Raw genomic sequence first — 26,207 nt, 5'->3', positions numbered from 1 at the left:
CAAAATTACATATTGCCAGCAAATGAAGATGGGAAAATTCAAGTCGTATTAGATGATGAAGATCTTGATGAATCAAAGCTATCTTATACAGTAGATGATTCAAATATAGCTAGTGTATCAGGCTCAGGAAGTACATGCCAAATATATGGTAAAAACGCAGGTGGTACTAATATTAGAATTTTATATGATGGTCAGGAAATAAAGACTATCTATTTAGAGGTTGAAGCAGAAGATGTGGATGATTCACAACAATCTAGCTTAGATTCAAATAGTGAGGTTGATCTAGTTGTGAAGGGATATTTAGAAAATTATTCAGATGCTGTGAATTATGGAGAAATTTCATATGTAGAACCATATCTAACTTCAACAGGTGCATTCCATAAGGAATTATCAAAAGCTATTCCTAAGCGTTATGAAAAGGGAATACAAGTAGATGTTATAGGATACACAAAAAACAGCATGAAGCAAGAAAGTGGACAATATAGAGTAGGCATGACAATTGAATATAATGTTTATAAAGAAGGAGAAACTAAATATCAAAAAGAATACATGGAATTTATAGCAGTTCAACGTTCAGGTGAATGGCTTATAGACAGATATGAAAATTGGAAGCTTTTAGAACAATACAAAATATAGTATTCTAAATTGATATATATGTATAATTGACATATATAGTAGCAATATGCTATTATTAAATTAATTAAATAAACAATGAATTAACAGTGTCACGAAGATACTAGTGCGAAAGAGCGCATGGTGTCTTTGTGACCTTTTTTATTTTAAAAAGAAATTTAGGGGTGGGAAAGAATATGAAGATGAATCAATTTTTAAAGGAAAACGAAAAATATTGGACAAATAGAGCTGAAGGTTACTGCCAAGTAAATATAGATGAATTAAAAAGCAATAAAAAGCTTGAATGGATAGATATAATAAAATCTAATGCACCAACTTTCGCAGGGGATAGAAGATTAAAGGTATTAGATATAGGATGTGGACCAGGATTTTTCTCTATAATATTAGCATCAGCAGGATACGATGTAACTGCTGTAGATTATACAGAAGAAATGTTAAACAAAGCAAAACAAAATGCTGGTAGCTTAGTTGATAAAATAAAATTTAGAAGAATGGATGCTCATAACTTAGAATTCGATGAAGGACAATTTGATTTAATAGTTACTAGAAATCTTACTTGGAACTTAAAGGATCCAGAAAGAGCATATAATAGTTGGTACAAGGTTTTAAGAGACGGCGGAAAAATGATAAATTTCGATGCTAACTGGTATTTACATCTTTTCGATGAAGAAAAGAGAAGAGAATACGAAAACGATAGAAAAAATGTAGAGCTTTCAGGGATGGACGACCACTACACATGTACAGATATAGATTCTATGGAGGAAATAGCTAGACAGCTTCCACTAAGCAAAATCCAAAGACCTGTTTGGGATAGAATGGTTTTAAATAAAATAGGATTTAAAAATATAGAAATAGATCAAAATATATGGACAAAAACATGGAATGAAGAAGAAAAATTAAACTACGGTTCAACTCCAATGTTTATGATAATAGCTGAAAAATAAATTGATTTATATTAAAATATAAAAGTAAAATTAAGGTAGTATAGGGGAGATTTAAAGTGAATTTAGAAGACAGAATAGAAAGTTACTGGTCAAAAAGAAGTGACAAATTTTACGATTTACGTGTAGAAGAATTAAACAGCGACAAGAGAAAATTATGGGAAGATGAGATAATATCAAATTTACCTGACAAAGAAAACTTAAAAATACTAGATGTAGGATGTGGACCAGGGTTTTTCTCAGTGATATTGGCATCTTTAGGACATAAGGTAGTAGGAATTGATTTAACTAAATCAATGATAGATAGAGCAAAGCAAATTGCAGATATGTTGGATTACGACATAGATTTTAGAGTTATGAATGCTCAAGAATTAGATTTTGATGATGAAGAGTTCGATGTAGTTATTTCTAGAAACTTGACATGGACACTTCCAGATATAGAAAAAGCATATAGGGAATGGTACAGAGTTCTTAAAAAGGACGGTGTGCTTTTAAACTTCGATGCTGATTACGGCAAGGTTTCTTTTAAAGAGGAAGCAAAAACTTTAGGTGAAGATCACGCACATTCTAAAATAGAGGTTGATTTAATGGAGGAATGTGATAATATAAAGGAAGAATTAGACATAAGTAAAAGAGAAAGACCGGTGTGGGATAAGGAATATTTAAAACAAATTGGATTTGAATCATGTAAAACTGATTACAAGGTTAGTGAAAGAATTTACAAGGTTAAGGATGATTTTTATAATCCAACACCTATGTTCAAGGTTTGCGCAGTTAAAATGGCAAGTGTATAAAATTAAATATTTATTGTTGAGAATGGAATTATGAAAGTTTTATTAAAAATTGTTATGAAAACAGTTTGCTATAGGGCTTTCATAATTTTCTTGTTTACGAAAAAGATAGTCAGAAAGAGGGGATTTTTTTGGGAAAGTATATAAAAAAGAGGCTATTAAACCTAATACCAATATTGCTCGGTATTTCTTTTTTATCATTTTTGCTTATGTATTTATCACCAAGTGATCCAGCTGAGCTAATGCTAAAGGCAAGTGGTGGCATAGTTACTCAGGCAGAGATAGATAGTCTTAGAGAGAGCTTGGGGCTTAATGAACCTTTTTTGAAGCAGTATTTCAATTGGCTGATAGGCTGTTTGCATGGTGATTTTGGAAATTCATATATCACAAACAAGCCGGTTACTCAAACTCTATTAAATGCAGTACTTCCAACTGTTGAGCTGGCAGTGAGTTCATTGCTGTTTACACTGATTGTATCGATTCCTCTTGGAATTTTATCAGCAGTTAAGAGAAATAAAATAGCGGATTATATTATTAGAATGCTATCATTTATAGGTTCTGCTGTACCTGGGTTCTTTTTAGCATTAATATTGATTTATATATTCTCTATAAAACTCAAAATACTACCTGCATATGGAGATAAGCAGGCATCTTCAATTATAATGCCGACAATAACGCTAGGTCTTGGTATGACGTGCAAGTATATTAGACAAATTAGAGCTGCTATATTAGAGGAGCTCGAAAAGCCTTATGTAATTGGAGCTAGATCGAGGGGAATAAAGGAAAATACTATAGTATATGTAAATGTTTTAAAAAATGCTATGCTAACTATTTCGACATTGATAGGACTTTCGTTTGGTTCACTTTTAGGAGGTACGTGTATAGTCGAGACGATTTTTATGTGGCCTGGACTTGGAAAGCTATCTATAGAGGCGATTACTAAGAGGGATTATTTACTGCTTCAAGGATATGTCGTGTGGATTGCGGTTGCATTTGTAGTTATAAACTTGATTACAGATATAGTTTATAGATTTATTGACCCTAGAATAAAATCAAGTCAGGAGGATTGCTAATGGAGAGTTCATTAAAAAAAGGCAGAAAAATAAGCAATACAAAGCTCAATTTGATTATATCAGTTGTACTTACAGCGATACTTTTATTTATCTGTATTTTAGCTCCTTATATAGTTCCATATGACCCTAATGCACAAGATTTATCGATATCGCTTAGTGCTCCAAGCAGTGCTCATTTATTTGGGACAGATAAATTTGGAAGAGATGTATTTTCTAGGGTTTTATGTGGAGGAGCTCCATCTATATTCGGTTCGATAATTATAGTAATCATAGTTACTGTGATAGGTGTCGCATTAGGAGTAGCAGCAGGTTATTTTGGAGGAAGGGTTGATTCCTTTATATCTAAAATAACTGATATTTTTCTGGCATTTCCAGGAATGGTACTCGCAGTTGCTATAGCTGGTATGCTAGGAATAGGTATTGTAAATGCTATCATCGCACTTGTTACAGTTAGATGGACTAAATTCGCTAGATTAGCTAGGAGCAAGACGATTTCTATCAAAGAAAACACATTTATACAAGCATGTAAGGTATCTGGATTATCAGATTTTAATATTATAGTCAAACATATAATACCAAATATTATGGGAGAAATAATGATAACTGTAATGCTAGATATAGGGGTTACAATGCTTGAATTGGCGGGATTGTCGTTTTTAGGCTTGGGAGTAGCTCCACCTACAGCAGAATGGGGATATATGTTAAATGAAGGTAGAAGTTATTTGCAGACCTGTCCGTGGATAGTTTTATATCCAGGCTGTGCAATTATAATAACTGTTATGATTTTAAATTATCTCGGCGATAGTATAAGAGATTATTTAGATCCAAGATATAAAGAGATTTAAGGAGGAAAACCAAAATGAAGTTAAAGAAAACAGTAGCACTTTTACTGTCAGCAGTATTATCAGTTGGAATATTTACTGGCTGTAGTAATTCTTCAGATTCGAAGGAATCAGGAAAGGAATTAGTTTATGGAACAGGGGTATATGCTACGACTGGTTCTCTAGACCCAGCTGAAGCTAGTTATAATGGATGGTTTACCCTTCGCTATGGCATAGGGGAGACATTATTTAAAGTTAATGATGACAGTACAATAGAGCCATGGCTAGTTGAGGATTATGAAACAGTAGACGATACAACTTGGAAAATCGTAATAAAAGACGATATAACTTTTTCAAATGGAAAAGAGTTGGATGCAGAGGCAGCAAAAGCATCAATTCAGAGAGTTTTAGATAATAAAGATATCGCTGCAGGACAAGCTCTATCTATAGATTCAATAGAAGCTGATGGACAAACACTTACTATAAAAACTACTAAACCCAATCCAGCTTTGATAAATCAATTATGCGACCCAGACCTAGTTATATTAGATGTTGATTCTGAAGATATGAAAACTAAACCTGTAGGAACTGGTCCATTTGTAGTCGAATCATTTGACGAAAAGCAATGTGTAGTCGATAAAAATGAAAATTACTGGGATGGAGATGTCAAGCTAGACAAGGTGACAGTTGAATATATAGAGGATAATGATACATTAGCGGCATCATTACAATCTGGTGATATAGATGTAGCAGGAGGCTTATCATTTACTAATTTACAAAAATTTGAAAATGACGATAATTATAAGGTAGATACTAATTCAATTTCTCGTGTTTATATGCTTTATTATAATTTTAAAAACGAATTATTAAACGATAAAAATATACGTAAAGCAATAGATATGTGTATAGACAAAGAAAGCTATGTATCTAGCTTATTACAAGGCTCTGGTGTAGTTGCAAGGGGTGCATTCCCAAGCACTATGGATATAGGCAAAGATGTAAAGGATAATGGCTATGATGTAGAAGAGGCTAAGAAGCTACTTAAAGAGGCTGGATGTGAAGATACTGATAATGATGGAATATTAGAAAAGGACGGTAAAAAATTGTCTTTCGATATAATCACTTATTCTTCAAGAGCAGAGCTTAAAGACATATCAACTGCATTACAAGATAAGCTAAAAGAAGTAGGAATCGAAATTGCAAATATAAATGTATACGAGGCTGTAGAAGATCAATTAGGTGCAGGAGATTTTGATATATGTGCATACAGCTGGACTACAGCTCCAATAGGAGATCCATACTACTTTATAGGATATTGTTATGGTTCTGATAGTGCTTGTAACTACGGAAAATACAGCAATGAAGAAGTAGACAAATTAGTAGATGAATTATCTACAGAATTTGATCAAGATAAACGTGCAAAACTAGCAAATGAAATAGTTCAAATAGGTAATGACGATGTGGCATTTTCTTATGTAGCTCATCTTACTAAAGGATATGCTATGAAGAGCAATGTAAGTGGATTTAAACAAAGTACAAGTGATTACTACGAATTAAATAAAGATGTATCTATAGATGAATAGTAGATAGGAGGAAAAATGAGCATATTAGATTTAAATAATCTATGTGTTTCTTATAGTGATGTAAATATTTTAAAGAATATAAACCTCAGTATAAACGAGGGTGAAATAATCGGAATAGTCGGAGAGAGTGGAAGTGGAAAAAGCACTCTAATTAAATCTATAATAGGATTATTGGGAAACAACGCATCTATTCAATCTGGAACTATAGCTTTTGAAGGCAAGGATATAACGTCCTTGTCTTTAAAAGAATATAGAGATATCAGAGGTAGCGGTATTTCTATGATATTTCAAAATCCTCTAGAGTTTTTTAATCCGATTAGAAAAATAAGCAAGCAGATTATTGAAACTATGAGAAGCCATAAGGATATTTCAAAGGAAGATATAAAAATAAAAGCATTAGATACATTTAAGTTCTTGGGATTGTCAGACGGAGAGAGAGTCTGGAATAGTTATCCATTTGAGCTAAGTGGAGGTATGAATCAGAGAGTTGCAATAGCTTTATCTATGATGCTTGAGCCAAAACTGATTTTGGCTGATGAACCGACTAGCTCTCTAGATGTAACGGTTCAAGCACAAGTTGTAAGAGAGCTTATGAAAATGAGAGAAAAAATGAATACGAGTATAATTTTAGTGAGTCATAATATAGGAGTTGTATCTTATATGTCTGACAAAATAGGTGTAATATACGGCGGACAAATGATGGAATATGGAGATAAATTTGACATTATAAACAACCCAAAGCATCCATATACTAAATCCTTGATAAAATCAGTGCCAGTTATAAAAGGAAATATTCCTAAAAGTATAGGCGGCGATCCTTTTAAATTTACAGATAGAAAAGACGGATGCCCATTTGCAGATAGATGTGAATATGCTTCTAGTATTTGCAAATCTATAAAACAAGAGCCTAAATATTACAACGATAGCCATTGGAGCCTTTGTGAAGTATTGATGGAGGATATTGCATTATGATAGATTACTTAAAAAATAACAACGATACAATACTTGAAGTAAAAAATATAACAAAGACATACTCCAAAAATGATGATGAATTCAAGGCATTAGAGGACATCAGCTTTAGTGTAAAAAAAGGTGAATTTTTCGGGATAGTCGGAGAGAGTGGAAGTGGAAAAAGCACGCTTGCCAAGCAGATAACTCGTCTTGAAAAGCCTACAGAAGGGCAAATTATTCTAAAAAACAAGGATATTACAAATTTAAAGGGAAGAGAACTTAGAAAAATATACGAAGATATACAAATGGTATTCCAAGATCCAGTTGGGTGCTTTGATCCTAGAATGAAAATAGGAAAAAGCATAGATGAGCTTCTTAAAAACAATAAGGTCTCTAAAGAAGACAGAAAAACTAAGATAAATGAACTACTGAATTTAGTGGGCTTAGAAGAGCAATGTGCAGATAAATACCCAAGTGAATTAAGCGGCGGTCAATGTCAAAGGGCAGCTATAGCGAAGGCGCTTTCAGTAGACCCAACAATTTTAGTATGTGATGAGGTAACTAGTGCGCTAGATGTGTCGATTCAGGGTCAGATAATTTCTTTATTAAATGAATTAAAGAAAAAAAACGACATTACCTACTTATTTATATGCCACGACTTAGCATTAGTCGAATTGCTATGTGATAGGATTATAGTTTTAAATAAAGGAAGCATAGTGGAGGCTGGATTGGCAAAAGAGGTTATAGATAACCCTATGCATCCTTATACAAAGCTATTAGTCGATTCAATTTTTCCAATAGGCGATATCGATTGGAAAATACCAGATATATCAATTGAAGAAGGAGCAATACCTCACAGTGGATGTAAGTTTTACAGTAGATGCAATTTAAAAAGCGATGAATGCTTAAAATCATCGCCTAAATTAAAAAAAATAAACGACAATCACTTTGTGGCTTGTTATAATTAATAAAATTGAGGTTATTTATTTTATGACCTCAATTTTATTTTTTTAACTATATACAAGAATATTTTCTAATAGTATTTATAAATATTATTATAATGTGATAAAATTTATATATGAATTGTATATTTAAAATAACGGGAGGAGGATGTATATGAAATTTTCTTTTAGTAAAGAATTAGAGATAGCACAAATGGCAGAAGGATTAAATAGAAAAATAGTAAATTACTGCGATAATCTAATGGTCTGTGAAGTTCACTTTGAAAGAGAAGGTGTAACAGCAGCTATGCATTCACATCCACATGAACAATGTACTTACGTTGTAAGTGGAAAATTAAAGGCTACAATAAATGATGAAACTCATATATTAGAAAAGGGAGATTCTATGCTTATGGCTCCAAACGAACCACATGCATTAACTGCTTTAGAAGAGAGCGTAGTAGTAGATACTTTTACTCCTATGCGTGAGGATTTTATAAAATAAAAATAGTTATTTGAAAGGTGTGAGAAAATGTCAATAACAAGACGAGGACTGATATGGGAGATCCTTAATTCATGGTGGATAATACTTTCATTTTTTGGATTTTCTTTTTTATCATTTTTGTATATTGGAACAAAATCTAAAACAACTAAGTGGAAGGTAATAGGAATAGTATACTTTTTGATTTATATTATATCTTTGATATTAGCAGGTGTATTTGTATATAATCCAGTGTATGATTTTATATCAACTATTGCTGTAATAATATGGATTGCTAGCTTAATTGTAGGATTTATACATTCATTTTTAGTTAGAAAGGAATACCTTATAAGAAGAGATTATATACTTACTAATGGTATAGAGGATCAAGAATTAGAAGAATTAAGAAAGAATGTAAAAAAACAATATAAAGGAAAAGATTACATAGAAAGTAGTGGAAATGATACTCATCTAGACAGTACGTATCATTCTCAAATGAGCTATAGAGATTATGATACAAAGGATGAAGAGCTTAAAGAGTATTACGATGAATCTATAGTTAAAGGAAATGAGGAAATTCTAGATAACAGCGAATATGTATCTTACAGCAAGAAAAATACAGATAGCCCAGTAAATACTGACGGTATAATAAACATAAACAATTGCTCTATAAATGATTTACTACAGCTTCCAGGAGTAACTCAAGAAATAGCAGATAAGGCAATATCTCTTAGAACTATGCTTGGTGGCTTCAATTCAGTACAAGAGTTTATGGATATGATGCATATAGATTCAGCGTATACAGATCAAATACGAGAAAAGGCGACTGTTAAAGACAGAGATATGTATTAAAAAAGTAGATTGACAATTTATAGGATATTAAATTGGGAAATTGAGGCAAGATATTGTTGTTTTGCTCTCGATTTCCTTTTAATTACTGTGATTTATTGGAAGCAATTTTATGACAAAAATCAATTAAATAAATATTGATAATCGACTTATTTTAAAGTATGATATAGAATATAGAATTATAGAATAGAATGTAAAACTTATTAAAATTTGGAGGAAAAATGTATATGGGAAGGGATAAAAACTTAAGCGAGTCCTTGCGATATATATATGAACATTTAGGAGTAGAAACATTTCAAAATGAAAAAGTCGTATATTCCGTATTAACCGATCTTATACCAAAGGAAAAAATGAAGATAAATTGGGTATTAGATGCGATTAATAGTGGAGCAATCAAACCTTTAATCGAAGCTGAAACAAAGAATCTAGATAGAGAAGAGCAAAAGAAAAAAGCAAAAAGTATTTTGGAGGCTAATGAAATAAATAAATCTAGAATCGATTATCTTTTAAATTGTTTTTCTTATGGATTAAAATGGACAGATAAAATAATCAGCATAGAAGAAATAAAAGCTCAAGAAAAAAAGGCTAATTCTAAAAATAATACCAAGGAAACTGTAAAAAAGACTACGACAAAACAGACAGATAATAATAATACAGATACAAATAAAAAACAAACTGTAAACCAACAAGATACATATAGAAATAAGCGTAAAAATCGAAAAAGAACAACTACAATTACTAGCGATAAAATACAAAAGCTAGAATACGAATTAGATTTACTACATAAAAAAACAGATAATGTTATACAATTTTACAGAAACAGTGTTTCACAATTGAAACCACTTAATTTATTTGCGTCTGCCTTTATAAACGTATTTATAATTATTGGATGTATACTTATGATGGCATCATATTTACTTGTATTAAAAGAAGGCTATGTTTATAAAAAAATGTTGGTTTTAGGTATATTTGGTGTTTTTTGCGGAATACGTCTATTGAAAGGGACATTTAGAAATTTAAAGGATTTGAAGGCTAAATTGGCTAAAAGAAGTACCTACAATAAATATATAAATTTAAAAGGTGCTGTGGATTTTACTCTAAAAAATGTATCATCGGGCTCAGTTAAGAATTTGGATGATTATAATGTTACTTATGCATTGATTCAGGATTATGAAAAAAAATTCGATGCATTACAGGTTAAAATGAAAAGTATTCCATCTACTATAAAGGAAGAAAATAAAACTATAGTAAAGTGGTCTGCTTTATTTATTATTATATTCATAATCAGTGGTGTATTTGAGCCTAGATTAGTATATGATCACAATAGTATTTATCATATACTTTCAAGAAATGCAGTAGAATTTATATCTGATAAAATTTACGATGGCAAATTTGGATGCGTAAAAACAGATGCCGCGAATATAAGAAGAGAGGCAAATAAGGACTCAGAATCAATTAGAATAGTTGAAAAATATGAAGTATTAAATTTAACTGGAAAATCATATACAAACGATGGCAAAGTTTGGTATGAAGTAAATTTATACAATGAAAAAGGATGGATAAGTAGCTCTGTTATAAATGTAGTTCCTAAAATTATAATTGTAACTGAGGAGGCTGCAAATATCAGAGATAGAGCAAATATAAATTCAGATGTAGAGATGACCGTTAATAAAGGACATACTCTATATACTACAGGAAAGGCAATAACAAAGCCTGAGAGAGTTTGGTATGAGGTTTATATACAAGGCGAAGGTGGATACTGGATTAGCTCTAATGTAGTAGAGGAAGTCGAAGAATAAAGGTTTATATAAAGGAAATATTATGAAATATTATTTTAGTAAGCTGAATGAAGAAGGAAGAGAAATTTATAAGAAAATTTATTTTTCATTACAAAATTTTGAAGAAAAAATAGCAGTAAAAGGAAAAATGGAATTTGCAAGGGACATCTATTATATGGTTATAAACGATAATCCCATGATGTTTTATGTTAATCCCTATCAAATTGCATACTATAACATAGACAAGTATGTCTGGATAGAGCCGATATACGTCTATGATAGGGAGAAAACAGAAGATATAAAAGCTAAAATAAATTCTATCTTAAAGCCTTTTGAAGAGAAGATAAAAACTATGCCTTCTAATCTAGAAAGAGAAAGATATATCCATAGATGCTTGACGAGCAGCATAAAGTACAAATACGACCACACTCCAGATGATGTAGAATGTCATACGATTGTTGGTAGCTTTATACATAAAGAGGCTGTATGTGATGGAATATCTAAGGCATTTAAGCATATGTGCGATTTGGCTAGAATTAACTGTAATGTAATTCTAGGGGATTCGTGGAATGAGTACGCACCTAAGCAGAGCCATGCTTGGAATATGGTTAAGATAAATAAAAAATGGTACCACATAGATGTAACATGGAACATAAATTTATCTGAAAGATTTAAATATATAAGATACGATTATTTTAATCTACGAGAATATGATATATTGAGAGATCATAGAAATTTTGAAAAGCTTGAAGTATGTAATAGCTTAGAAAATAATTATTTCCATGAAAATAAGTGTATAATAAATGGAAAAAAAGAATTAGATAAGTTTATATTAGATAAATTTAAAAATATCAAGGAAAATAACGGCAGTAAAAATATTTATTTTAAGCTTTACTGCAGTGAAGATGAGTATGCTAGGACATTAATACGAGATGCTGTAAATGCAGCATGCTTGAAGACTTGTTATTTTTTCAAAAATTATACTGTAGAGTCAAATGATACTCAAGATGTTTATTTAATTAGAATAAATTAATATATAATATAGAAAATAAAATATTTATAAAATAAAAGCAGAAAGAAAAGGGTGAAATAATATGGCAGAGTTAAAAATAGGTTCATCTGTTAAGATTGAATATGGTGATAGCGCTAAGATAATAAGTGAACTTGGTAGAGGTGCTCAAGGTGTTGTTTATCTTGTGGAATATAAAGGCAAGAAATATGCATTGAAATGGTATTTTTACGATAAATTAAGAGAGCCTAATGCATTTAGACATAATATAAGAAATAATATAGATGATAAATCTCCAAGCGACAATTTCTTATGGCCACAATATTTGACAGAAGGTAATCAGCATGGAAGCTTCGGATATTTAATGAATTTAATACCTTCTAACTATGTAGGTCTTACAGATATTTTAAATACATATAAAATAGAAAAGGTAGCAGGTAAAAATGAAATAAGAAAAGTACCAGTTAAGTTCCAAAGCTTAGAAGCAGTTGTAAATGCAGCTATAAATATTGTAATAGCCTTCAGAGAGCTTCACAGAGCTGGTAAGAGTTACCAAGATTTAAATGATGGAGGTTTCTACATAGACATAAAAACAGGAGATTTATTAGTTTGTGACTGCGATAATATAGCTCCAGAGGGAGAAAACTTCGGTATAGCTGGTATGCCAGGCTATATGGCTCCTGAAATAGTAAGAGGAATAGCTAAGCCAGATGTACAAACAGACAAATACTCTCTAGCAGTTGTATTATTTAAATTATTATTTAGACATGACCCACTTGAAGGGGCTAAGGTTCTAAAGAGCGTGTGCTTACATGAGGGTGCAGATTTAAAACATTATGGAAAGGAACCAGTATTTATATACGATCCTAATAATAAATCTAATAGACCAGTTAAAGAAGTACATGACAATGTAATCAATCTATGGAAGGTTTATCCAGAATATATAAAGGATGCTTTCATCAGATCATTTACAACAGGAATTCAAAATCCTAACCACAGAATTATAGAAAATGAATGGCAAAAATTATTTGTTCGCCTAAGATCTAATATAATTCCTTGTGACTGTGGTAGAGTTAGATTTTCTAACGCTTATTCTTATAAAGAAAATGTATATATATGTCCTGCTTGTTCAAGCAAATTCTTGTCAATGCAATTTGGCGATGTGAGTATACCTATGTTTGCAGGACAAAAATTATATAAATGCTTTACAGCGAAGGGAAATGACGATTTCAATACAGTGACAGCTACTATAGTTGAAAACAAAAAACACAAAGGTGTAATGGGAATTAAAAACAATACAAACGACACATGGAAATGCACTCTCCCAAGTGGTGAAGTCAAAGAACTTGAACCAGGTAAGGCTAGAGCTTTAGGTAGAGGAATGACTATAGACTTTGGAAAAGGTGTAATAGCAAAATTATAGAGATTTTAATGAACAAGGGGGCGTAGAAATGTCACTGAGTTTAGACCAAGATACAGATATTACAAATGATGAATTTAAAGAATTAGATTTTGACCCACTAGATGTAAAACCTATTTCTAAAAGGAATTTAGTCTTATTCTTTTTAATAGATACATCAGGAGGTATGAGTGGTAAAAAAATAGGGACAATAAACAATATTATGGAAGAATTACTTCCAAAATTAATAGGTTTAGGTGGGGCGCTAGCTGATATAAAATTAGCAGTTATGACTTTTTCAAGTGGTTGTGAGTGGATTACAAAAGAACCTGTGTCAGTTTATGATTATCAATATTGGACAAGACTTAAAGCAGAAGGTCTTATTGATTTAGGGCAAGCATTTGAAGAATTATCTAAAAAGCTTTCAAGAAAAGAATTCTTAAATTCTCCATCAATAAACTATGCACCAGTAATATTTTTATTAACTGATGGATATGCAACAGACGATGTAATAGGAGGATTAGAAAAGCTTCAACATAACGATTGGTATAAATACGGCTTAAAGGTCGCTATAGGTATAGGTGAAAAATTCGACGAAGAATTATTAACGGTATTTACAGGAATCCCAGAGCTAGTAGTTACAGCAAAAGCTCCTGACAAGTTTGCAAAATTAGTTGAAACTATAGAATTAACATCTTCGCAAATGCAAAGTGGAAGTATGACATGGTTTGATGAACAGGAAGGAAGAGAAGCTACATCAGAGGATATAATTGATACAAAAGAAAAAGAATTGGCAGAAGCTATCAAGCATATTTTGACGATGTGGATATACAATCATTCGCAAGTAGAAAATTATACGAATGCTTTACTTGATAGGTATTTAGTTAAAAGGGAAATTAAAGGAGTAACAATTCCTATAGTTGAAAATAAAGAACAAGAGGGTTCATACGAGGATGTAATCGAAATTGATATATCAGATGAATTTACATATTAAGATTGTGATTCACTTCTGATGGATGCAAATGGATTACAGAAGAGCCTATGTCAGTAGACGACTATCAATACTTGACAAGACTTAAAGCAGAAGGACGTACTGATTTAGGAGAAGCTTTTGAAGAATTATCTAAAAAGCTTTCAAAAAAAGAATTTTTAAATTCTTTTTTTGAAAGCTATGCACCAGTAATATTTTTATTAACTGATGGATATGCAACAGACGATGCAATAGGAGGATTAGAAAAGCTTCAACATAACAATTGGTATAAATACGGCTTAAAGGTCGCTCTAGGTATAGGTGAAAAATTCGACGAAGAAATATTAAAGAGATTCACAGGAAATCCAGAGTTAGTTGTTACAGAAGAAACTTTAGATAAGCTTGCTAAGTTAATTAAAACTATAGCAATAGAAATAAAACCTAAACAAATAGAAAGTAGAAGTATGACATTGACTAACATAGAATATGAACAAGAAATATTAGTTGAAGATTTCAATAAAGATTTCGATTTTTGTGATGATTGGGATGATTAGACTAATGAAGAAGGTAGAGAAGTTATACCAGAGGATGTACTTGTTAGAAAAGAAAAAGAATTAATAGTATTTTTTTATAAATTATATATGAAGAAGATTTTTATGAAGAAGGAGGGCTAGATATGGCACTAGATTTACACAAAGATAGAGAAATAACAGGAGACGAATTTACAGATTTAGATTTTGATCCATTAGAGGTCAAACCAATTTCTAAAAAGAACTTAGTTGTATTCTTCTTAGTCGATACATCAGGAAGTATGAGTGGTAAAAAAATAGGAACATTAAATACAACTATGGAGGAATTACTTCCAGAATTAAGAGGCTTAGGTGGAGCTACAACTGATATAAAACTAGCAGTTATGACTTTTTCTGATGGATGTAAATGGATTACAGAAGAGCCTATGTCAGTAGACGATTATCAATATTGGACAAGACTTAAAGCAGAAGGACTTACTGATTTAGGAGAAGCTTTTGAAGAATTATCTAAAAAGCTTTCAAGAAAAGAATTTTTAAACTCTCCATCATTAAGCTATGCACCAGTAATATTCCTATTAACTGATGGATATGCAACAGATGATGCAATGGGTGGTTTAGACAAGCTTCAACACAACAACTGGTATAAATACGGCTTAAAGGTTGCTCTAGGTATAGGTGATAAATTCGATGAAGAGATATTAAAGAGATTCACAGGAAATCCTGAACTAGTTGTTACAGCAAAAACTTCAGATCAGCTTGCTAAATTAGTTAAGACTATAGCAGTAACATCTTCACAAATAGGAAGTAGAAGTATGACATTGACTAGCGGAGAAGACGGACAAGAAATAACAGAAGAAGATGTTCTTGGAACAAAAGAAAAAGAATTAGCTGATACTATAAAAGAAACTATGGAAAACGACGAAGCCTTTGTTGAAGATTTCGATGTTGACGATGGTTGGGACGATTAGTTTTATAGATTTTCTTATATGATTTGCTAGGGCAGAATTGTCCTAGCAAATTTAAAAATAAACAAATATAACAATATATATGTAGCCCAGGAGGTGAATCGATTGTTAAAAGGAATAAGCGCAGTTACAATAGGCCAAAGTCACATAGACAATGGAACAGATTGCCAGGATTGTGCACAATTAGATTTAGAAAATAAAAACTATGTAATGGCGGCAGTTGCAGATGGACATGGATCTAAAAAGCATTTTAGAAGCGACAGAGGTTCTCAATTTGCAGCACAAGCAGCTAAGGATAGTATTTATGAATATATGAACGATTACGAAAGATTTGTAGATGCCTATCAAGTAGATAAAGAATACCTTATAGATAGAATCGTAAAAATGACCATAACAAAATGGCATGAAAAAATAAGAGAAGATTTAAATGAAGATCCTATTACACAGGAAGAAATAGATAAATATCTAGGTGGAGTATTTAACAGCGACAAAGTTTCTTCTGTCTACGGAACAACTCTATTAGTAGGAGTAATGAGTGAAAAATGTAATTTTGGATTTTTAATAGGTGATGGAAGCTTTGTAGTAATAGACAAGCATGGAAAGGCTTATATACCTATAGAAGATACAAATAGCAAGGCAAATTACACCTCTTCATTAAGTAGTTCTGATTCATATAATGGATTTGTGACACATTTCTTTGATGAGATGCCTTTTTCTATAATGGTATCTACAGATGGTCTTGTAAAATCCTTTGCAAATGATAGTGACTTTTTAGATTATAATCAAGCTATAGCTATGGAATTAGGAAAGCTTGATGACGACGAAAAAATAATCCAAATGGAAGAGAGATTGATAAAGCTATTTGAACAACGCTCTAGAGACGGTAGTGAAGACGATATATCTATTTCTATAATATTTGATATCGACGCCTACGATGGAGTTATCGAAGGACTTCAAACTAGAAGAAAACTAAACAAAATAGATGAACAAATCGATCTTTCAAAGAAAAAAATCAATACTCTTAATTTCAAAATGAAGCAAATCATAAGTGAAAGAAAAGCTAATAGAGAAAATTTAGTCAAAATAAATGATGAAAGACGTAAGTTAGAAGACTACAATAGAAAATTAGTGGAGAGAAAACAACGATTAGAAGAGGAATTGAGAAAAATAGAGCAAGAATCAGATGAATTAAATAAAAAAAAAATCGAACTTGATTTGGAATTTGAAAAATATGAAAAAATAGATCAAATGAAGGAGCAAGAGAAAAATAAAAACCTTGAAGATCAAGAGCTAGAAAAAGAAAATATAGAAATCAAAGAAAAAGAAAAGGAAAAATTACAAGATTTACTAAACAGTTAATTTTAAAAATATTTTCATTGAGGAGGTAAATCAATGGAAGCAAACGTAATAATGATAAAATGTCAAAAAAATAGAAGACCTTTTGGTGCAAGAATACAAAAAGAAGGTAGAAATTGGCTATTAACATGGGCCTTTGATATAGATGAACGCATTGCAGCTAAAGAGGGCTTTGAATCACAAAGTACTTTAAAAGGAAGCTTTATAACTACAGATGAATATCCAGGCTGCCCACATTGTGGAGCTAGAAGCTTTTTTACATGTGGTAAATGTGGAAAGATTACTTGCTGGGATGGTAGCGATGTGACTACATGTGCATGGTGTGGAAACACTAGTAAAATACAGCTTGTAGATGAGTTAGAGGTAAAGGGTGGAGGATTCTAAGCCGATTACTCGATATTCTAGTATAAAGAAAGGAAAGTTAATATGTCAAAAGAGCTTGATTTAGATTTTGAATTCGAAGATTATGACCCTTTAGAGGCAAAACCTATTTCTAAAAAAAGTATGGTTATATTTTTTGTTATAGATACGTCTGAGAGTATGAGGGGCAAGAAAATAGATGATTTAAATAGAGTAATGAGAGAGATAATACCAGAGCTTGCAGGCGTTGGTGGTTCTAATACAGAATTAAAATACGCAGTGCTTTCTTTTTCAAGTGGATGCAAGTGGGAGACATCAGAGCCATTTATTGTAGACGAAAATAATAAATGGAAGGATTTACAAGCAGGTGGAATCACTGATTTAGGTATGGCATTTGAAGAATTGGCAGCTATGCTATCTAGAAAAAAATTCTTAAAAGCGCCTTCTTTGAGTTACGCCCCTGTAATTTTCTTGATGACAGATGGATATCCTACAGACAACTACAAGAAGGGCTTACAAATATTAAAGAGTAATAACTGGTATAAATACGGAATAAAGGTTGCGCTTGGAATAGGTGATTACTTTAATGAAGCTGTTTTAGAGGAGTTTACAGAAAATAAAGAGCTTGTAGTCAAGGCATCAAATACAGCTCAGCTTATAAAATTAGTCAGAACAATTGCAGTTACATCCTCTCAAATAGGAAGTAAGAGTATGACTGTATCTAAGGATGATAATGAAGAGTTTTCTTACGAGGATGTACAGGGAACTAAGGAACAAGAAATGATAAAAACAGTACAGGATACTGTAAACGATGATGAATTTATAGATCTTGAATATGAAGACGGTTGGGAATAACCAGATTCTAGACAGGAGGTGAAAATAGATGGATAAAGACTGGAGAAAACAGGTTCGAAAAAATGACGGAATTGTACCTTTGGAAAATGATGATCTTATCGATGGATTAGAGGATTGTGATTTAGTGGATAACGATGAGGATTTATCTAAAAGTGACGGAGAGATAGAAATCGAATTTGTGGAAAACTTAGAATCTGATGAATTAGGAGCTAGTTATGAGAATTATCTTAGAGAAAATGGTTTTGATGAAAATCAAATAGAAAAGAGCCTTGAAATCGAGAAAAATACTCGTACAGGAGATACATCTACAGAGATTCCTATAGAAGATGCTTCTGAAGGCGAGTTAAGTTGTACACAAGAAGAGCAAGCTGTGGAGGAAGATAACGAGGACGATGATTATCTATATATCCACAAACCAGAAGATACTCAAGAAACTAGCGAACAAATAAATCCACAGGATCAAGCTGAAGAAGCTGAGAAAGCTAGAAAAGATGAAGAAATGAAACAACAAATGCAATGGGGAATTGACTTAGGTGATTTTCCTGTTGAAAAAAATAAGGATATAGAAGATGATAATGACGAGGATGATACATCTATAAAAATAGAATCAGAAGAAGATGTAGAGCCGATGACTATACCAGTTGTATCTCCTGAAATAGCTGTAGATAAGGATGAATTAGAGGTAGATATAGTAAAACCAAAGGATTTTAAAGAATTAATCGGAACAAACGGCGAAATCCTAGAAAGCTATATATCAGGAAATGCTAAATTCAATAGTATAAGTGAAAATTTATATGTGTGCATACAGCTATGCAATCTTTTTGCAAGTGTCCACAGCTTAGATAGCTGTTTTAACGGAATAACAGCAAAGGATATAATCGTCACTCCAAAGAGAGAGTGTAAAATAATAGACGATAAAAAGATAGTTTCACTAGACGACGATACTTACGAAGTTATTTACGAAAAAACTTGTGCTCCTGAAGTTTTAAGAAAAGAAGCTAGACCAAATGCAAATACAGACAAGCATAGTATGGCGTTCTTGCTATTTGGGCTTTTATTTAAAAATGACCCATTTGAGGGTACTAAGTCTTTAAACACTCCTTGTTATACTAAGGAAGATGAGCTTAAATATTATGAAAACCCAGTATTTGTATACAGCTACAAGGACAAGAGTAATCTACCAGTTTATGGAATACATTCTGTATTGATAAAATACTGGAATAGATTTTACTCAGAAGAAATAAAGCTGTTATTTAAGCAAAACTTTGTCGCAGGAATTGAAGATCCAGAGGCTCGTGCAGAGGATAAAACATTTATAGAGGTTCTTACAAGATTTAAAAATATTGTGGATTCAAAAAATATTAAGAAGGAGCCTCCTAAGACTAAAGAACCTAAAAAAGAAAGCATTATAGAAAAGCTTCAAAAATTAAAACCTGAAAAAAATGAAAATGTTGACGAAAGCAAGGATTTCGAACAAAAGACAAAGGTAATAGAAATAAACAAGGATGCTCCTAAAAAGCCAGAGGATAATTCTATACCAAAATACCAATTATGCACTACATTTGCGTATGTCGATCAAAAAAATAGCGATACAATATTATTGGATTTAGTTCCAGGAACTGAAATCTCAAATAAATTAGTTGGCTATGAAGATGTTGATCATCTACAAGTAATAGGTAAAGTAATACAAAACGCTAAACGTAAAGAGCTTATTGGTATAAAAAACATGTCTAACCACGAATGGTATGCAAAAAAAGGAAATGAAATCAAGAAATTCCCTCCAGGAAAGGTTATTGTCGTGACAAATGGAGTTGTGATTGATTTTTATCCAGAAAACAAAAGCAGTGTAAAAAATAGATGGATTATACGTCAAGCTTAAAAATTTTAGCCCCTTGTCGATGAACGAGGGGCTATTTTTAAAGCAATCCTTTTTTAAATTTATAAACCTTCATATCAAGGGCGTCTTTTTCTATATATTGGCGATTTTTTATGATAAATCTAATGAATAAAATAAGCCCGATCGAAAAAATAATTATACCGTATATTAAAAATGAATAGGCATCACTTTTTGTAATTAATTCTGCTTCAGCTGAAGAGGCAGTATTGGAAAATAACATAGGTAGGCTCGCCAATAAATTATTTAAAAAATGCACAGTCATAGGTATCAGTATATTTCTATATTTTAAATATAAGATACAATTTGCAATTCCGAAAGTTACAGCACCGACTACAGCGAGCTCCACATGTAAAATACCGAATAATATAGAAGAAATTACCATACCGACGTACACATCGAAAATCCTAGATAATCTCTTAAAAAATACAACTCTAAAAAGCAATTCCTCAACTATAGGTGCTGCTATTACAGTTACTATAAAGGATATTAAAGTGTTTTTAAATACTTCATTTGAAGCGCTATTTAGTGAATTTGCAGTATCTATATCGATTATGCAAAATACAGCTAGAATCAACAGTGTAGTTCCTATAGATATACAGATTTGGGTGAAGACGACATTTATAATCTCTTTCATGTTTAATTTTTCTATAAAATCTCGGATTAGATTGCCGAGCTTTCTAAAGGTAACTCTAAATTTGTAAAACAAAAATAAAATAAATAAAATATCTGAAATCAATTGGAGTGAATCTATATCAGAATCTAAAATATCTTCATTTATAAAAAAAGCCACGAGCATCACAAAAAAGTTAATCAATATATAGACTGCTACAGAAGATATAATTTTTACTTCGTTGAATTCTTGTTTTTTCAAAAAAACACCTCCACTTAAAATTGTGTAAATTACCTTTTTAAGGGTATATTTTAATTATATAAAATTTTTATAAAAATACATATTCAATTAATAAGAATAGCTTATATTTATGTTAGAATATGGATATCCAAGCTTTAGATAATAAAGAGATATTATAGTAGAGGGGGATATACAATAATATATATGATGTAAATTATTTAAGAATGATTTAATCTTTTTTAAAGAATAATAAGATATAATATAGCTTATTAAATCGAATTTAAAATTTACAGATATAGATAGGAAAGGTGATTATAATGAAAGAGGAAAAAAACAAACCAAAACATTTTAATTATTTTAATTTCTTTTTAATTTTAATACTTGTAGTTATGCTAAATAGTTTATTTTTACCTAGCATAAATTCTCGTATATATGAAGAAGTGGATTACAGTACATTTTTAACTCAGGTTGAAGCTGGACAGGTGTCAGAGGTTCAAATGAGTGATACAGAGATAGTGTATAATTTAAAAGAAACAGAAAATAATAAGGACAATAAAAAGTCATACTATACAGGATATGTTGAAAATCCTGATTTAGTTAAGACTTTGCAAGATAAGCATGTAAAGTTTACAAAACAAATCAAGGATGAAAATTCATGGATAGTTAACTTCATAGTAAGCTGGGTATTGCCACTTGCGATATTCTTATTTATAGGAAATTGGCTTATGAAGTCTATGACTAAGAGAATGGGTGGAGGCTCAAATGCTATGCAATTTGGTAAGAGCAATGCCAAAATCTATGTAGAAGCACAGACAGGAAAGACATTCGACGATGTAGCTGGACAGGACGAAGCCAAGGAGGCACTTACAGAAATAGTAGACTTCCTTCATAATCCTAAAAAATACGAAGAAATCGGTGCGATAATGCCAAAAGGAGCTCTCCTTGTAGGACCTCCAGGTACAGGTAAAACTTTACTTGCTAGGGCTGTAGCTGGTGAAGCTAAGGTGCCATTTTTCTCAATATCAGGATCTGAATTCGTCGAGATGTTTGTGGGTATGGGTGCTGCTAAGGTCAGAGATTTATTCAAGCAAGCCAACGAAAAGGCTCCATGTATAGTTTTCATAGACGAAATAGATACAATAGGTAAAAAACGTGATACTGGAATGCCAGGAGGAAATGACGAGAGGGAACAAACTCTTAACCAATTGCTTACAGAAATGGATGGATTCGATGGTAAAAAAGGTGTTGTAATACTTGCGGCGACTAATAGACCAGACTCACTAGACAAGGCATTGCTTAGACCAGGTCGTTTTGACAGACGTATACCTGTAGAGCTTCCAGATTTAAAAGGTCGTGAAGCGATACTTAAGGTACATTCTAAAGGCGTACACATGGCAAAGGACATCGACTACAATGCTATAGCTAGAGCTACAGCAGGAGCAAGTGGTGCAGAGCTTGCAAATATAATCAATGAAGGTGCATTGCGTGCAGTCAAAATGGGAAGACATCAAGTTTTACAAGAGGACCTAGAAGAAAGTGTAGAAGTAGTAATAGCTGGTTACCAAAGAAAGGGAGCTGTTATATCTCAAAGAGAAAAATCAATAATAGCTTACCACGAAATAGGTCATGCGCTTGTTGCAGCTAAGCAAACTGAATCTGCTCCAGTTCACAAGATAACTATAATCCCTCGTACTTCAGGTGCACTTGGATATACAATGCAGGTTGAAGAGGGCGAAAAGGTCCTTATGTCTAAGGAAGAGGCATTCAATAAAATCGCTACATTTACAGGAGGACGTGCAGCAGAAGAATTAATATTTGGCTCATTTACAACAGGAGCTTCAAACGATATAGAACAAGCAACTAAAATAGCTAGAGCAATGGTAACTAGATACGGTATGAGTGAAGATTTCGATATGATGGCACTTGAAACAGTTACAAACCAATATCTAGGAGGAGATGCATCACTTACTTGTTCACCAGAAACTTCTACTAAAATAGACCAAGAGGTTTTAAGTATAATAAAATCAGCACATAAAAAGGCTATGAATATACTTAAAGAAAACGAAGAAAAACTCCACGAATTATCTAAATTCTTACTTGAAAAAGAAACAATAACAGGTGAAGAGTTTATGGAAATCTTAAATAAAGATAACAATTTGGATACAAATTTATTACAAAATGACACAAATTCAAAATCAAGTGGTATAATAGATGAAGTTGAAGGTAGTGAATTTAAGGTTGTAGGTGAAGGTGTGAGTCTTGAAAAAGGAGAAAGCACTGTAGACCTCGACAAAAAATAAGGAGTGAGAGAGATAGAAGAGTTGTTTAAAAAGTATAAAGAAGCCATTTTATATGTAATCTTTGGAGGATTTACATTTTTGACTAATTTAGTTACATACCTTGTGTGTACTAGATTATTCAATATAGACATATTGATTTCAAATTCAATTGCATGGATAGCATCTGTTGTATTTGCATATGTTACAAATAAAATCTTTGTGTTTGAAAGCAAAGAAACTAGATTACAATATATAATCAAAGAATTTTCATCATTTGTAGGCTGTAGAATTTTTTCTGGAGTTGTAGAGCTTATGATAATATTCGTGATGGCTACTTTAGCTGGAATTAACGATTTAGTTGTAAAGATAGTCACTAATGTAGTTGTTATAGTTTTAAATTATGTTTGTAGTAAGCTGATAATATTTAAGAAAAAAGACGAACCAAAATATGCATAATATATATTTAAAAAATAAATTATTTTTTAAAATAAAGATATACTTTTAAAGTAATATAATAGTTTTAAGAAAGAGAAACTAATAAAATAAATTTTAATCCCGGAGAAATTTGTTTTGTAGATTCTCTTTTTTTATTTTATATAGGAAGGTTTATTGTATTTTTAGTATACTTATAGAAGGATTTTAATTTTAATTATTGAAATGATAAAAATAATAATTTACTATATTAATATAAAAAAAGGGGGTAGAGTTTATGAAAAAAATAGCTAAATCACTAATTTGTAGTGTTCTGTGTTTTACGATGGTACTTACATCAGTAGTATTTGCAAGTGCAGAAGAGGTACAAGGCTTAGATGTAGAAAAGCATACTAAGCAAGAAATCTATAATTATATTCAACAAAAAAATATAAACTTAAATTTCAAAACTCAATATTCAGAAGAACCAAGTATAACACAACCATATGCACCGGGAAAATTAACTGATGAAACGTTGAATTCAGCTTTAGACACTTTAAATTTAATGAGATACATCGCAGGGCTTTCTGAGGTTAAGCTTAGTGACAAATACAATGAATATTCACAAGCAGGTGCATTAGTATTAGCTGCAAATGGAACTCTTTCACATTATCCAGATCAGCCAGAAGGTATGAGTGATGAATTATACAGTAAAGGTTATACAGGTTGTAACAAGGGAAATATAGCTTATTCTACTTATCAAGATCTAAATAGAGTTATTGTAGAAGGTTGGATGGTTGATAAGAGTGCTAGTAATAGACAAACAGTAGGACATAGAAGATGGATATTAAATCCTACTATGCAAGCTACTGGATTTGGACAAGTTGGAATTTACCAAACTATGTATGCTCATGATTATAGTACATTGAGCACAGATAAAGTAGCATGGCCAGCTCAAATGACACCTATAGAGTATTATGATAAAGACACTCCATGGTCTTTAACTATTGGAAAATATATATCAAATCCATCAGATGTAACAGTAAAGCTTACATGTAAAAATACAGGTGAAGAATGGAATTTCTCTTCTGATTCATCAATAGATGGATATCTTTATGTAAATAATGATTACTATGGGCAACCAGGTTGTATAATATTTAAACCTTTAGGATTTTCTCTTACAGATGGCAAGGTATATAATGTTACAGCTACAGGTAGCTTCGGAACTGTATCATATGATGTAGAATTCTTTAGACTTTCATATGTTAATCGAAGAAATATTATATTTGATGCAGATAATGGGACTACAAATGTAGTTAAAACAATAAATGCAGATGAACAGCTAGACTATACACCAGAAACTCCTACAAAAGAGGGATATACATTTGTAGGATGGTACAAGGATACTGACAACATAACTACAGAATACAAATCAGGTGCTACATATACAGAAGATACAAGATACAAGGCTAAATGGGCTCATGTAGATATGCTTGGAGCACAAGTTAAAGCGATAGTAGATGATAAGAGTGGAATCAGATTTGGTACTAAGATCTACAATGATGGTGATGAAATCGTAGAAAAAGGAACTATAATACTTCCAGTTAAATTACTACCAGAAGGAGAATCATTAACACTAGATACTCCACAAATCGCACAATCTGTAGGTAAAGTAAACTATGAAGTAAATGAAGCAGAAAATTATGTGACTTATTTAGGAACATTAGTAAATATACCAAGAGATCAATTTGATGAACCAATAACAGCATCAGCTTATGTAATTTACAAGGATAAGGCTGGCAATGAATATAAGGTTTATTCACCATATAAGAAGGGTTCTACAACTATAAATACATTATTAAATAATTAATATAAAAAGAGCTATATCGTAAAGCGTAATTTTACTATATAGCTCTTTTGCTTGTAGTTATTTAGCTGTAGAAATAGCAATATCACAGTCAGAATCTACGCTAGATTCTTCATCGAATTTGCCGCAGTACTCTTCTACAAAGTACAGAGGTCTTCCCTTGACTTCTATAAATATTCTGCCTAGATATTCTCCTATTATACCTATAGATATAAGCTGAACACAGCTCACAAATAATAATATACAAATTGTACTAGCGTATCCAGGTACATCTACTCCTTGAATTAAGGTTCTCACAAATATAAAGATCATATAAGCAAATGCACCAATTCCAGTAAATATACCTAGAAAGGTTGCAATTCTAAGTGGTGCTATAGTAAATGAAACTATTCCATCTATAGCCAAATCTATCAGCTTGAAGTAATTCCACTTAGTAGTACCGGCGATTCTAGGATCTCTGTCGAATAAAATTTCTTTTTTCTTAAATCCTATTAAGCTAAACATACCCTTTGTGTATCTTTGTTTTTCTGGAAATGATTTTAGAGCTTCTATAGCTCTTCGGCTAAGCAATCTAAAGTCTCCAGTGTCTGTTTGGATAGGAACTCTAGATACTGCTT

At 31.7% G+C, this 26,207-nt stretch carries 24 protein-coding genes and 1 pseudogene; 23 read left to right on the top strand and 2 right to left on the bottom strand.

The window, feature by feature from the left end:
* The 20 genes from SPD90_RS05420 to SPD90_RS05325 all read left to right on the top strand — a co-directional run.
* Window positions 1–636, top strand: a 636-nt coding sequence (locus SPD90_RS05420; protein ID WP_331680517.1) for a TcaA NTF2-like domain-containing protein, incomplete at its 5' end; no start/stop codon positions are given.
* Between the two features lie 173 nt (window positions 637–809).
* Complete coding sequence (locus SPD90_RS05415) at window positions 810–1,577, top strand: class I SAM-dependent methyltransferase (RefSeq protein ID WP_320924557.1); 768 nt, start codon at window positions 810–812, stop codon at window positions 1,575–1,577.
* Between the two features lie 56 nt (window positions 1,578–1,633).
* Window positions 1,634–2,368: a class I SAM-dependent methyltransferase gene (locus SPD90_RS05410; RefSeq protein ID WP_320924556.1), complete on the top strand. Its 735-nt coding sequence runs from the start codon at window positions 1,634–1,636 to the stop codon at window positions 2,366–2,368.
* Between the two features lie 128 nt (window positions 2,369–2,496).
* On the top strand, window positions 2,497–3,438 hold the full coding sequence (nikB, locus tag SPD90_RS05405; RefSeq protein WP_320924555.1) for a nickel ABC transporter permease: 942 nt from the start codon (window positions 2,497–2,499) through the stop codon (window positions 3,436–3,438).
* Window positions 3,438–4,283: a nickel transporter permease gene (gene nikC, locus SPD90_RS05400; RefSeq protein ID WP_320924554.1), complete on the top strand. Its 846-nt coding sequence runs from the start codon at window positions 3,438–3,440 to the stop codon at window positions 4,281–4,283. Before nikB ends, nikC begins: the two co-directional genes overlap by 1 nt.
* A 14-nt stretch (window positions 4,284–4,297) precedes the next feature.
* On the top strand, window positions 4,298–5,842 hold the full coding sequence (locus SPD90_RS05395; RefSeq protein WP_320924553.1) for an ABC transporter substrate-binding protein: 1,545 nt from the start codon (window positions 4,298–4,300) through the stop codon (window positions 5,840–5,842).
* 15 nt (window positions 5,843–5,857) lie between these two features.
* Complete coding sequence (locus tag SPD90_RS05390) at window positions 5,858–6,814, top strand: ABC transporter ATP-binding protein (protein WP_320924552.1); 957 nt, start codon at window positions 5,858–5,860, stop codon at window positions 6,812–6,814.
* Window positions 6,811–7,761, top strand: coding sequence for an ABC transporter ATP-binding protein (locus SPD90_RS05385; RefSeq protein ID WP_320924551.1), 951 nt, complete (start codon window positions 6,811–6,813; stop codon window positions 7,759–7,761). Before SPD90_RS05390 ends, SPD90_RS05385 begins: the two co-directional genes overlap by 4 nt.
* Window positions 7,762–7,909: 148 nt before the next feature.
* A complete protein-coding gene (locus tag SPD90_RS05380) occupies window positions 7,910–8,239 on the top strand; it encodes a cupin domain-containing protein (RefSeq protein WP_320626882.1) in 330 nt (109 codons plus the stop codon).
* Between the two features lie 27 nt (window positions 8,240–8,266).
* Window positions 8,267–9,067 (top strand): helix-hairpin-helix domain-containing protein, encoded by an 801-nt coding sequence (locus SPD90_RS05375; RefSeq protein WP_320924550.1) that lies wholly within the window; start codon window positions 8,267–8,269, stop codon window positions 9,065–9,067.
* A gap of 224 nt (window positions 9,068–9,291) precedes the next feature.
* The gene (locus tag SPD90_RS05370; protein WP_320924549.1) at window positions 9,292–10,863 is read left to right on the top strand and encodes an SH3 domain-containing protein; all 1,572 of its coding nucleotides are present in this window, start codon (window positions 9,292–9,294) and stop codon (window positions 10,861–10,863) included.
* 22 nt (window positions 10,864–10,885) lie between these two features.
* Window positions 10,886–11,875 (top strand): transglutaminase domain-containing protein, encoded by a 990-nt coding sequence (locus tag SPD90_RS05365; RefSeq protein ID WP_320924548.1) that lies wholly within the window; start codon window positions 10,886–10,888, stop codon window positions 11,873–11,875.
* Window positions 11,876–11,936: 61 nt separating this feature from the next.
* Window positions 11,937–13,274 (top strand): serine/threonine-protein kinase, encoded by a 1,338-nt coding sequence (locus tag SPD90_RS05360; RefSeq protein ID WP_320924547.1) that lies wholly within the window; start codon window positions 11,937–11,939, stop codon window positions 13,272–13,274.
* 28 nt (window positions 13,275–13,302) lie between these two features.
* Complete coding sequence (locus SPD90_RS05355) at window positions 13,303–14,244, top strand: vWA domain-containing protein (protein WP_320924546.1); 942 nt, start codon at window positions 13,303–13,305, stop codon at window positions 14,242–14,244.
* A gap of 47 nt (window positions 14,245–14,291) precedes the next feature.
* Complete coding sequence (locus SPD90_RS05350) at window positions 14,292–14,774, top strand: vWA domain-containing protein (RefSeq protein WP_320924545.1); 483 nt, start codon at window positions 14,292–14,294, stop codon at window positions 14,772–14,774.
* Window positions 14,775–14,896: 122 nt separating this feature from the next.
* Window positions 14,897–15,718 carry a vWA domain-containing protein gene (locus SPD90_RS05345; protein ID WP_320924544.1) on the top strand — a complete coding sequence of 274 codons (822 nt, stop codon included), beginning with the start codon at window positions 14,897–14,899 and terminating at the stop codon, window positions 15,716–15,718.
* A 102-nt stretch (window positions 15,719–15,820) separates the two neighbouring features.
* Window positions 15,821–17,074: a protein phosphatase 2C domain-containing protein gene (locus SPD90_RS05340; RefSeq protein WP_320924543.1), complete on the top strand. Its 1,254-nt coding sequence runs from the start codon at window positions 15,821–15,823 to the stop codon at window positions 17,072–17,074.
* Between the two features lie 33 nt (window positions 17,075–17,107).
* Window positions 17,108–17,455, top strand: coding sequence for a TerY-C metal binding domain-containing protein (locus SPD90_RS05335; RefSeq protein WP_320924542.1), 348 nt, complete (start codon window positions 17,108–17,110; stop codon window positions 17,453–17,455).
* 42 nt (window positions 17,456–17,497) lie between these two features.
* Window positions 17,498–18,286, top strand: coding sequence for a vWA domain-containing protein (locus SPD90_RS05330; RefSeq protein WP_320625410.1), 789 nt, complete (start codon window positions 17,498–17,500; stop codon window positions 18,284–18,286).
* A gap of 28 nt (window positions 18,287–18,314) precedes the next feature.
* Complete coding sequence (locus tag SPD90_RS05325; protein ID WP_320924541.1) at window positions 18,315–20,165, top strand: hypothetical protein; 1,851 nt, start codon at window positions 18,315–18,317, stop codon at window positions 20,163–20,165.
* A gap of 37 nt (window positions 20,166–20,202) precedes the next feature.
* Here the strand turns inward: SPD90_RS05325 and SPD90_RS05320 are convergent, their stop codons facing one another.
* Window positions 20,203–21,054: a CPBP family intramembrane glutamic endopeptidase gene (locus SPD90_RS05320; RefSeq protein WP_320924540.1), complete on the bottom strand. Its 852-nt coding sequence runs from the start codon at window positions 21,052–21,054 to the stop codon at window positions 20,203–20,205.
* Window positions 21,055–21,350: 296 nt separating this feature from the next.
* Between SPD90_RS05320 and ftsH the strand changes: the two genes are divergently transcribed.
* The 3 genes from ftsH to SPD90_RS05305 all read left to right on the top strand — a co-directional run bounded on the left by ftsH (window position 21,351) and on the right by SPD90_RS05305 (window position 25,593).
* Window positions 21,351–23,333, top strand: coding sequence for an ATP-dependent zinc metalloprotease FtsH (gene ftsH, locus SPD90_RS05315; RefSeq protein ID WP_320924539.1), 1,983 nt, complete (start codon window positions 21,351–21,353; stop codon window positions 23,331–23,333).
* Window positions 23,334–23,336: 3 nt separating this feature from the next.
* Window positions 23,337–23,768 (top strand): GtrA family protein, encoded by a 432-nt coding sequence (locus SPD90_RS05310; protein ID WP_320924538.1) that lies wholly within the window; start codon window positions 23,337–23,339, stop codon window positions 23,766–23,768.
* Between the two features lie 253 nt (window positions 23,769–24,021).
* Window positions 24,022–25,593 (top strand): InlB B-repeat-containing protein, encoded by a 1,572-nt coding sequence (locus SPD90_RS05305; protein WP_320924537.1) that lies wholly within the window; start codon window positions 24,022–24,024, stop codon window positions 25,591–25,593.
* A 57-nt stretch (window positions 25,594–25,650) separates the two neighbouring features.
* Here the strand turns inward: SPD90_RS05305 and SPD90_RS05300 are convergent.
* Window positions 25,651–26,207: pseudogene (locus SPD90_RS05300) on the bottom strand (hypothetical protein); the annotation flags it as partial.

This window comes from Intestinibacter sp. (genome assembly GCF_034113885.1).
Taxonomy (GTDB): domain Bacteria; phylum Bacillota; class Clostridia; order Peptostreptococcales; family Peptostreptococcaceae; genus Intestinibacter.
Note: the sequence above shows the minus strand (reverse complement) of the source record. Positions and strands in the feature narration are given on the sequence as shown.

Excerpts from the sequence above, each read along its gene's own strand:
- SPD90_RS05415 (WP_320924557.1), top strand. The coding sequence starts at position 810 with ATGAAGATGAATCAATTTTTAAAGGAAAACGAAAAATATTGGACAAAT.
- nikC (WP_320924554.1), top strand. The coding sequence starts at position 3,438 with ATGGAGAGTTCATTAAAAAAAGGCAGAAAAATAAGCAATACAAAGCTC.
- SPD90_RS05395 (WP_320924553.1), top strand. The coding sequence starts at position 4,298 with ATGAAGTTAAAGAAAACAGTAGCACTTTTACTGTCAGCAGTATTATCA.
- SPD90_RS05390 (WP_320924552.1), top strand. The coding sequence starts at position 5,858 with ATGAGCATATTAGATTTAAATAATCTATGTGTTTCTTATAGTGATGTA.
- SPD90_RS05385 (WP_320924551.1), top strand. The coding sequence starts at position 6,811 with ATGATAGATTACTTAAAAAATAACAACGATACAATACTTGAAGTAAAA.
- SPD90_RS05380 (WP_320626882.1), top strand. The coding sequence starts at position 7,910 with ATGAAATTTTCTTTTAGTAAAGAATTAGAGATAGCACAAATGGCAGAA.
- SPD90_RS05375 (WP_320924550.1), top strand. The coding sequence starts at position 8,267 with ATGTCAATAACAAGACGAGGACTGATATGGGAGATCCTTAATTCATGG.
- SPD90_RS05370 (WP_320924549.1), top strand. The coding sequence starts at position 9,292 with ATGGGAAGGGATAAAAACTTAAGCGAGTCCTTGCGATATATATATGAA.
- SPD90_RS05365 (WP_320924548.1), top strand. The coding sequence starts at position 10,886 with ATGAAATATTATTTTAGTAAGCTGAATGAAGAAGGAAGAGAAATTTAT.
- SPD90_RS05360 (WP_320924547.1), top strand. The coding sequence starts at position 11,937 with ATGGCAGAGTTAAAAATAGGTTCATCTGTTAAGATTGAATATGGTGAT.
- SPD90_RS05355 (WP_320924546.1), top strand. The coding sequence starts at position 13,303 with ATGTCACTGAGTTTAGACCAAGATACAGATATTACAAATGATGAATTT.
- SPD90_RS05350 (WP_320924545.1), top strand. The coding sequence starts at position 14,292 with ATGTCAGTAGACGACTATCAATACTTGACAAGACTTAAAGCAGAAGGA.
- SPD90_RS05345 (WP_320924544.1), top strand. The coding sequence starts at position 14,897 with ATGGCACTAGATTTACACAAAGATAGAGAAATAACAGGAGACGAATTT.
- SPD90_RS05335 (WP_320924542.1), top strand. The coding sequence starts at position 17,108 with ATGGAAGCAAACGTAATAATGATAAAATGTCAAAAAAATAGAAGACCT.
- SPD90_RS05330 (WP_320625410.1), top strand. The coding sequence starts at position 17,498 with ATGTCAAAAGAGCTTGATTTAGATTTTGAATTCGAAGATTATGACCCT.
- SPD90_RS05325 (WP_320924541.1), top strand. The coding sequence starts at position 18,315 with ATGGATAAAGACTGGAGAAAACAGGTTCGAAAAAATGACGGAATTGTA.
- ftsH (WP_320924539.1), top strand. The coding sequence starts at position 21,351 with ATGAAAGAGGAAAAAAACAAACCAAAACATTTTAATTATTTTAATTTC.
- SPD90_RS05305 (WP_320924537.1), top strand. The coding sequence starts at position 24,022 with ATGAAAAAAATAGCTAAATCACTAATTTGTAGTGTTCTGTGTTTTACG.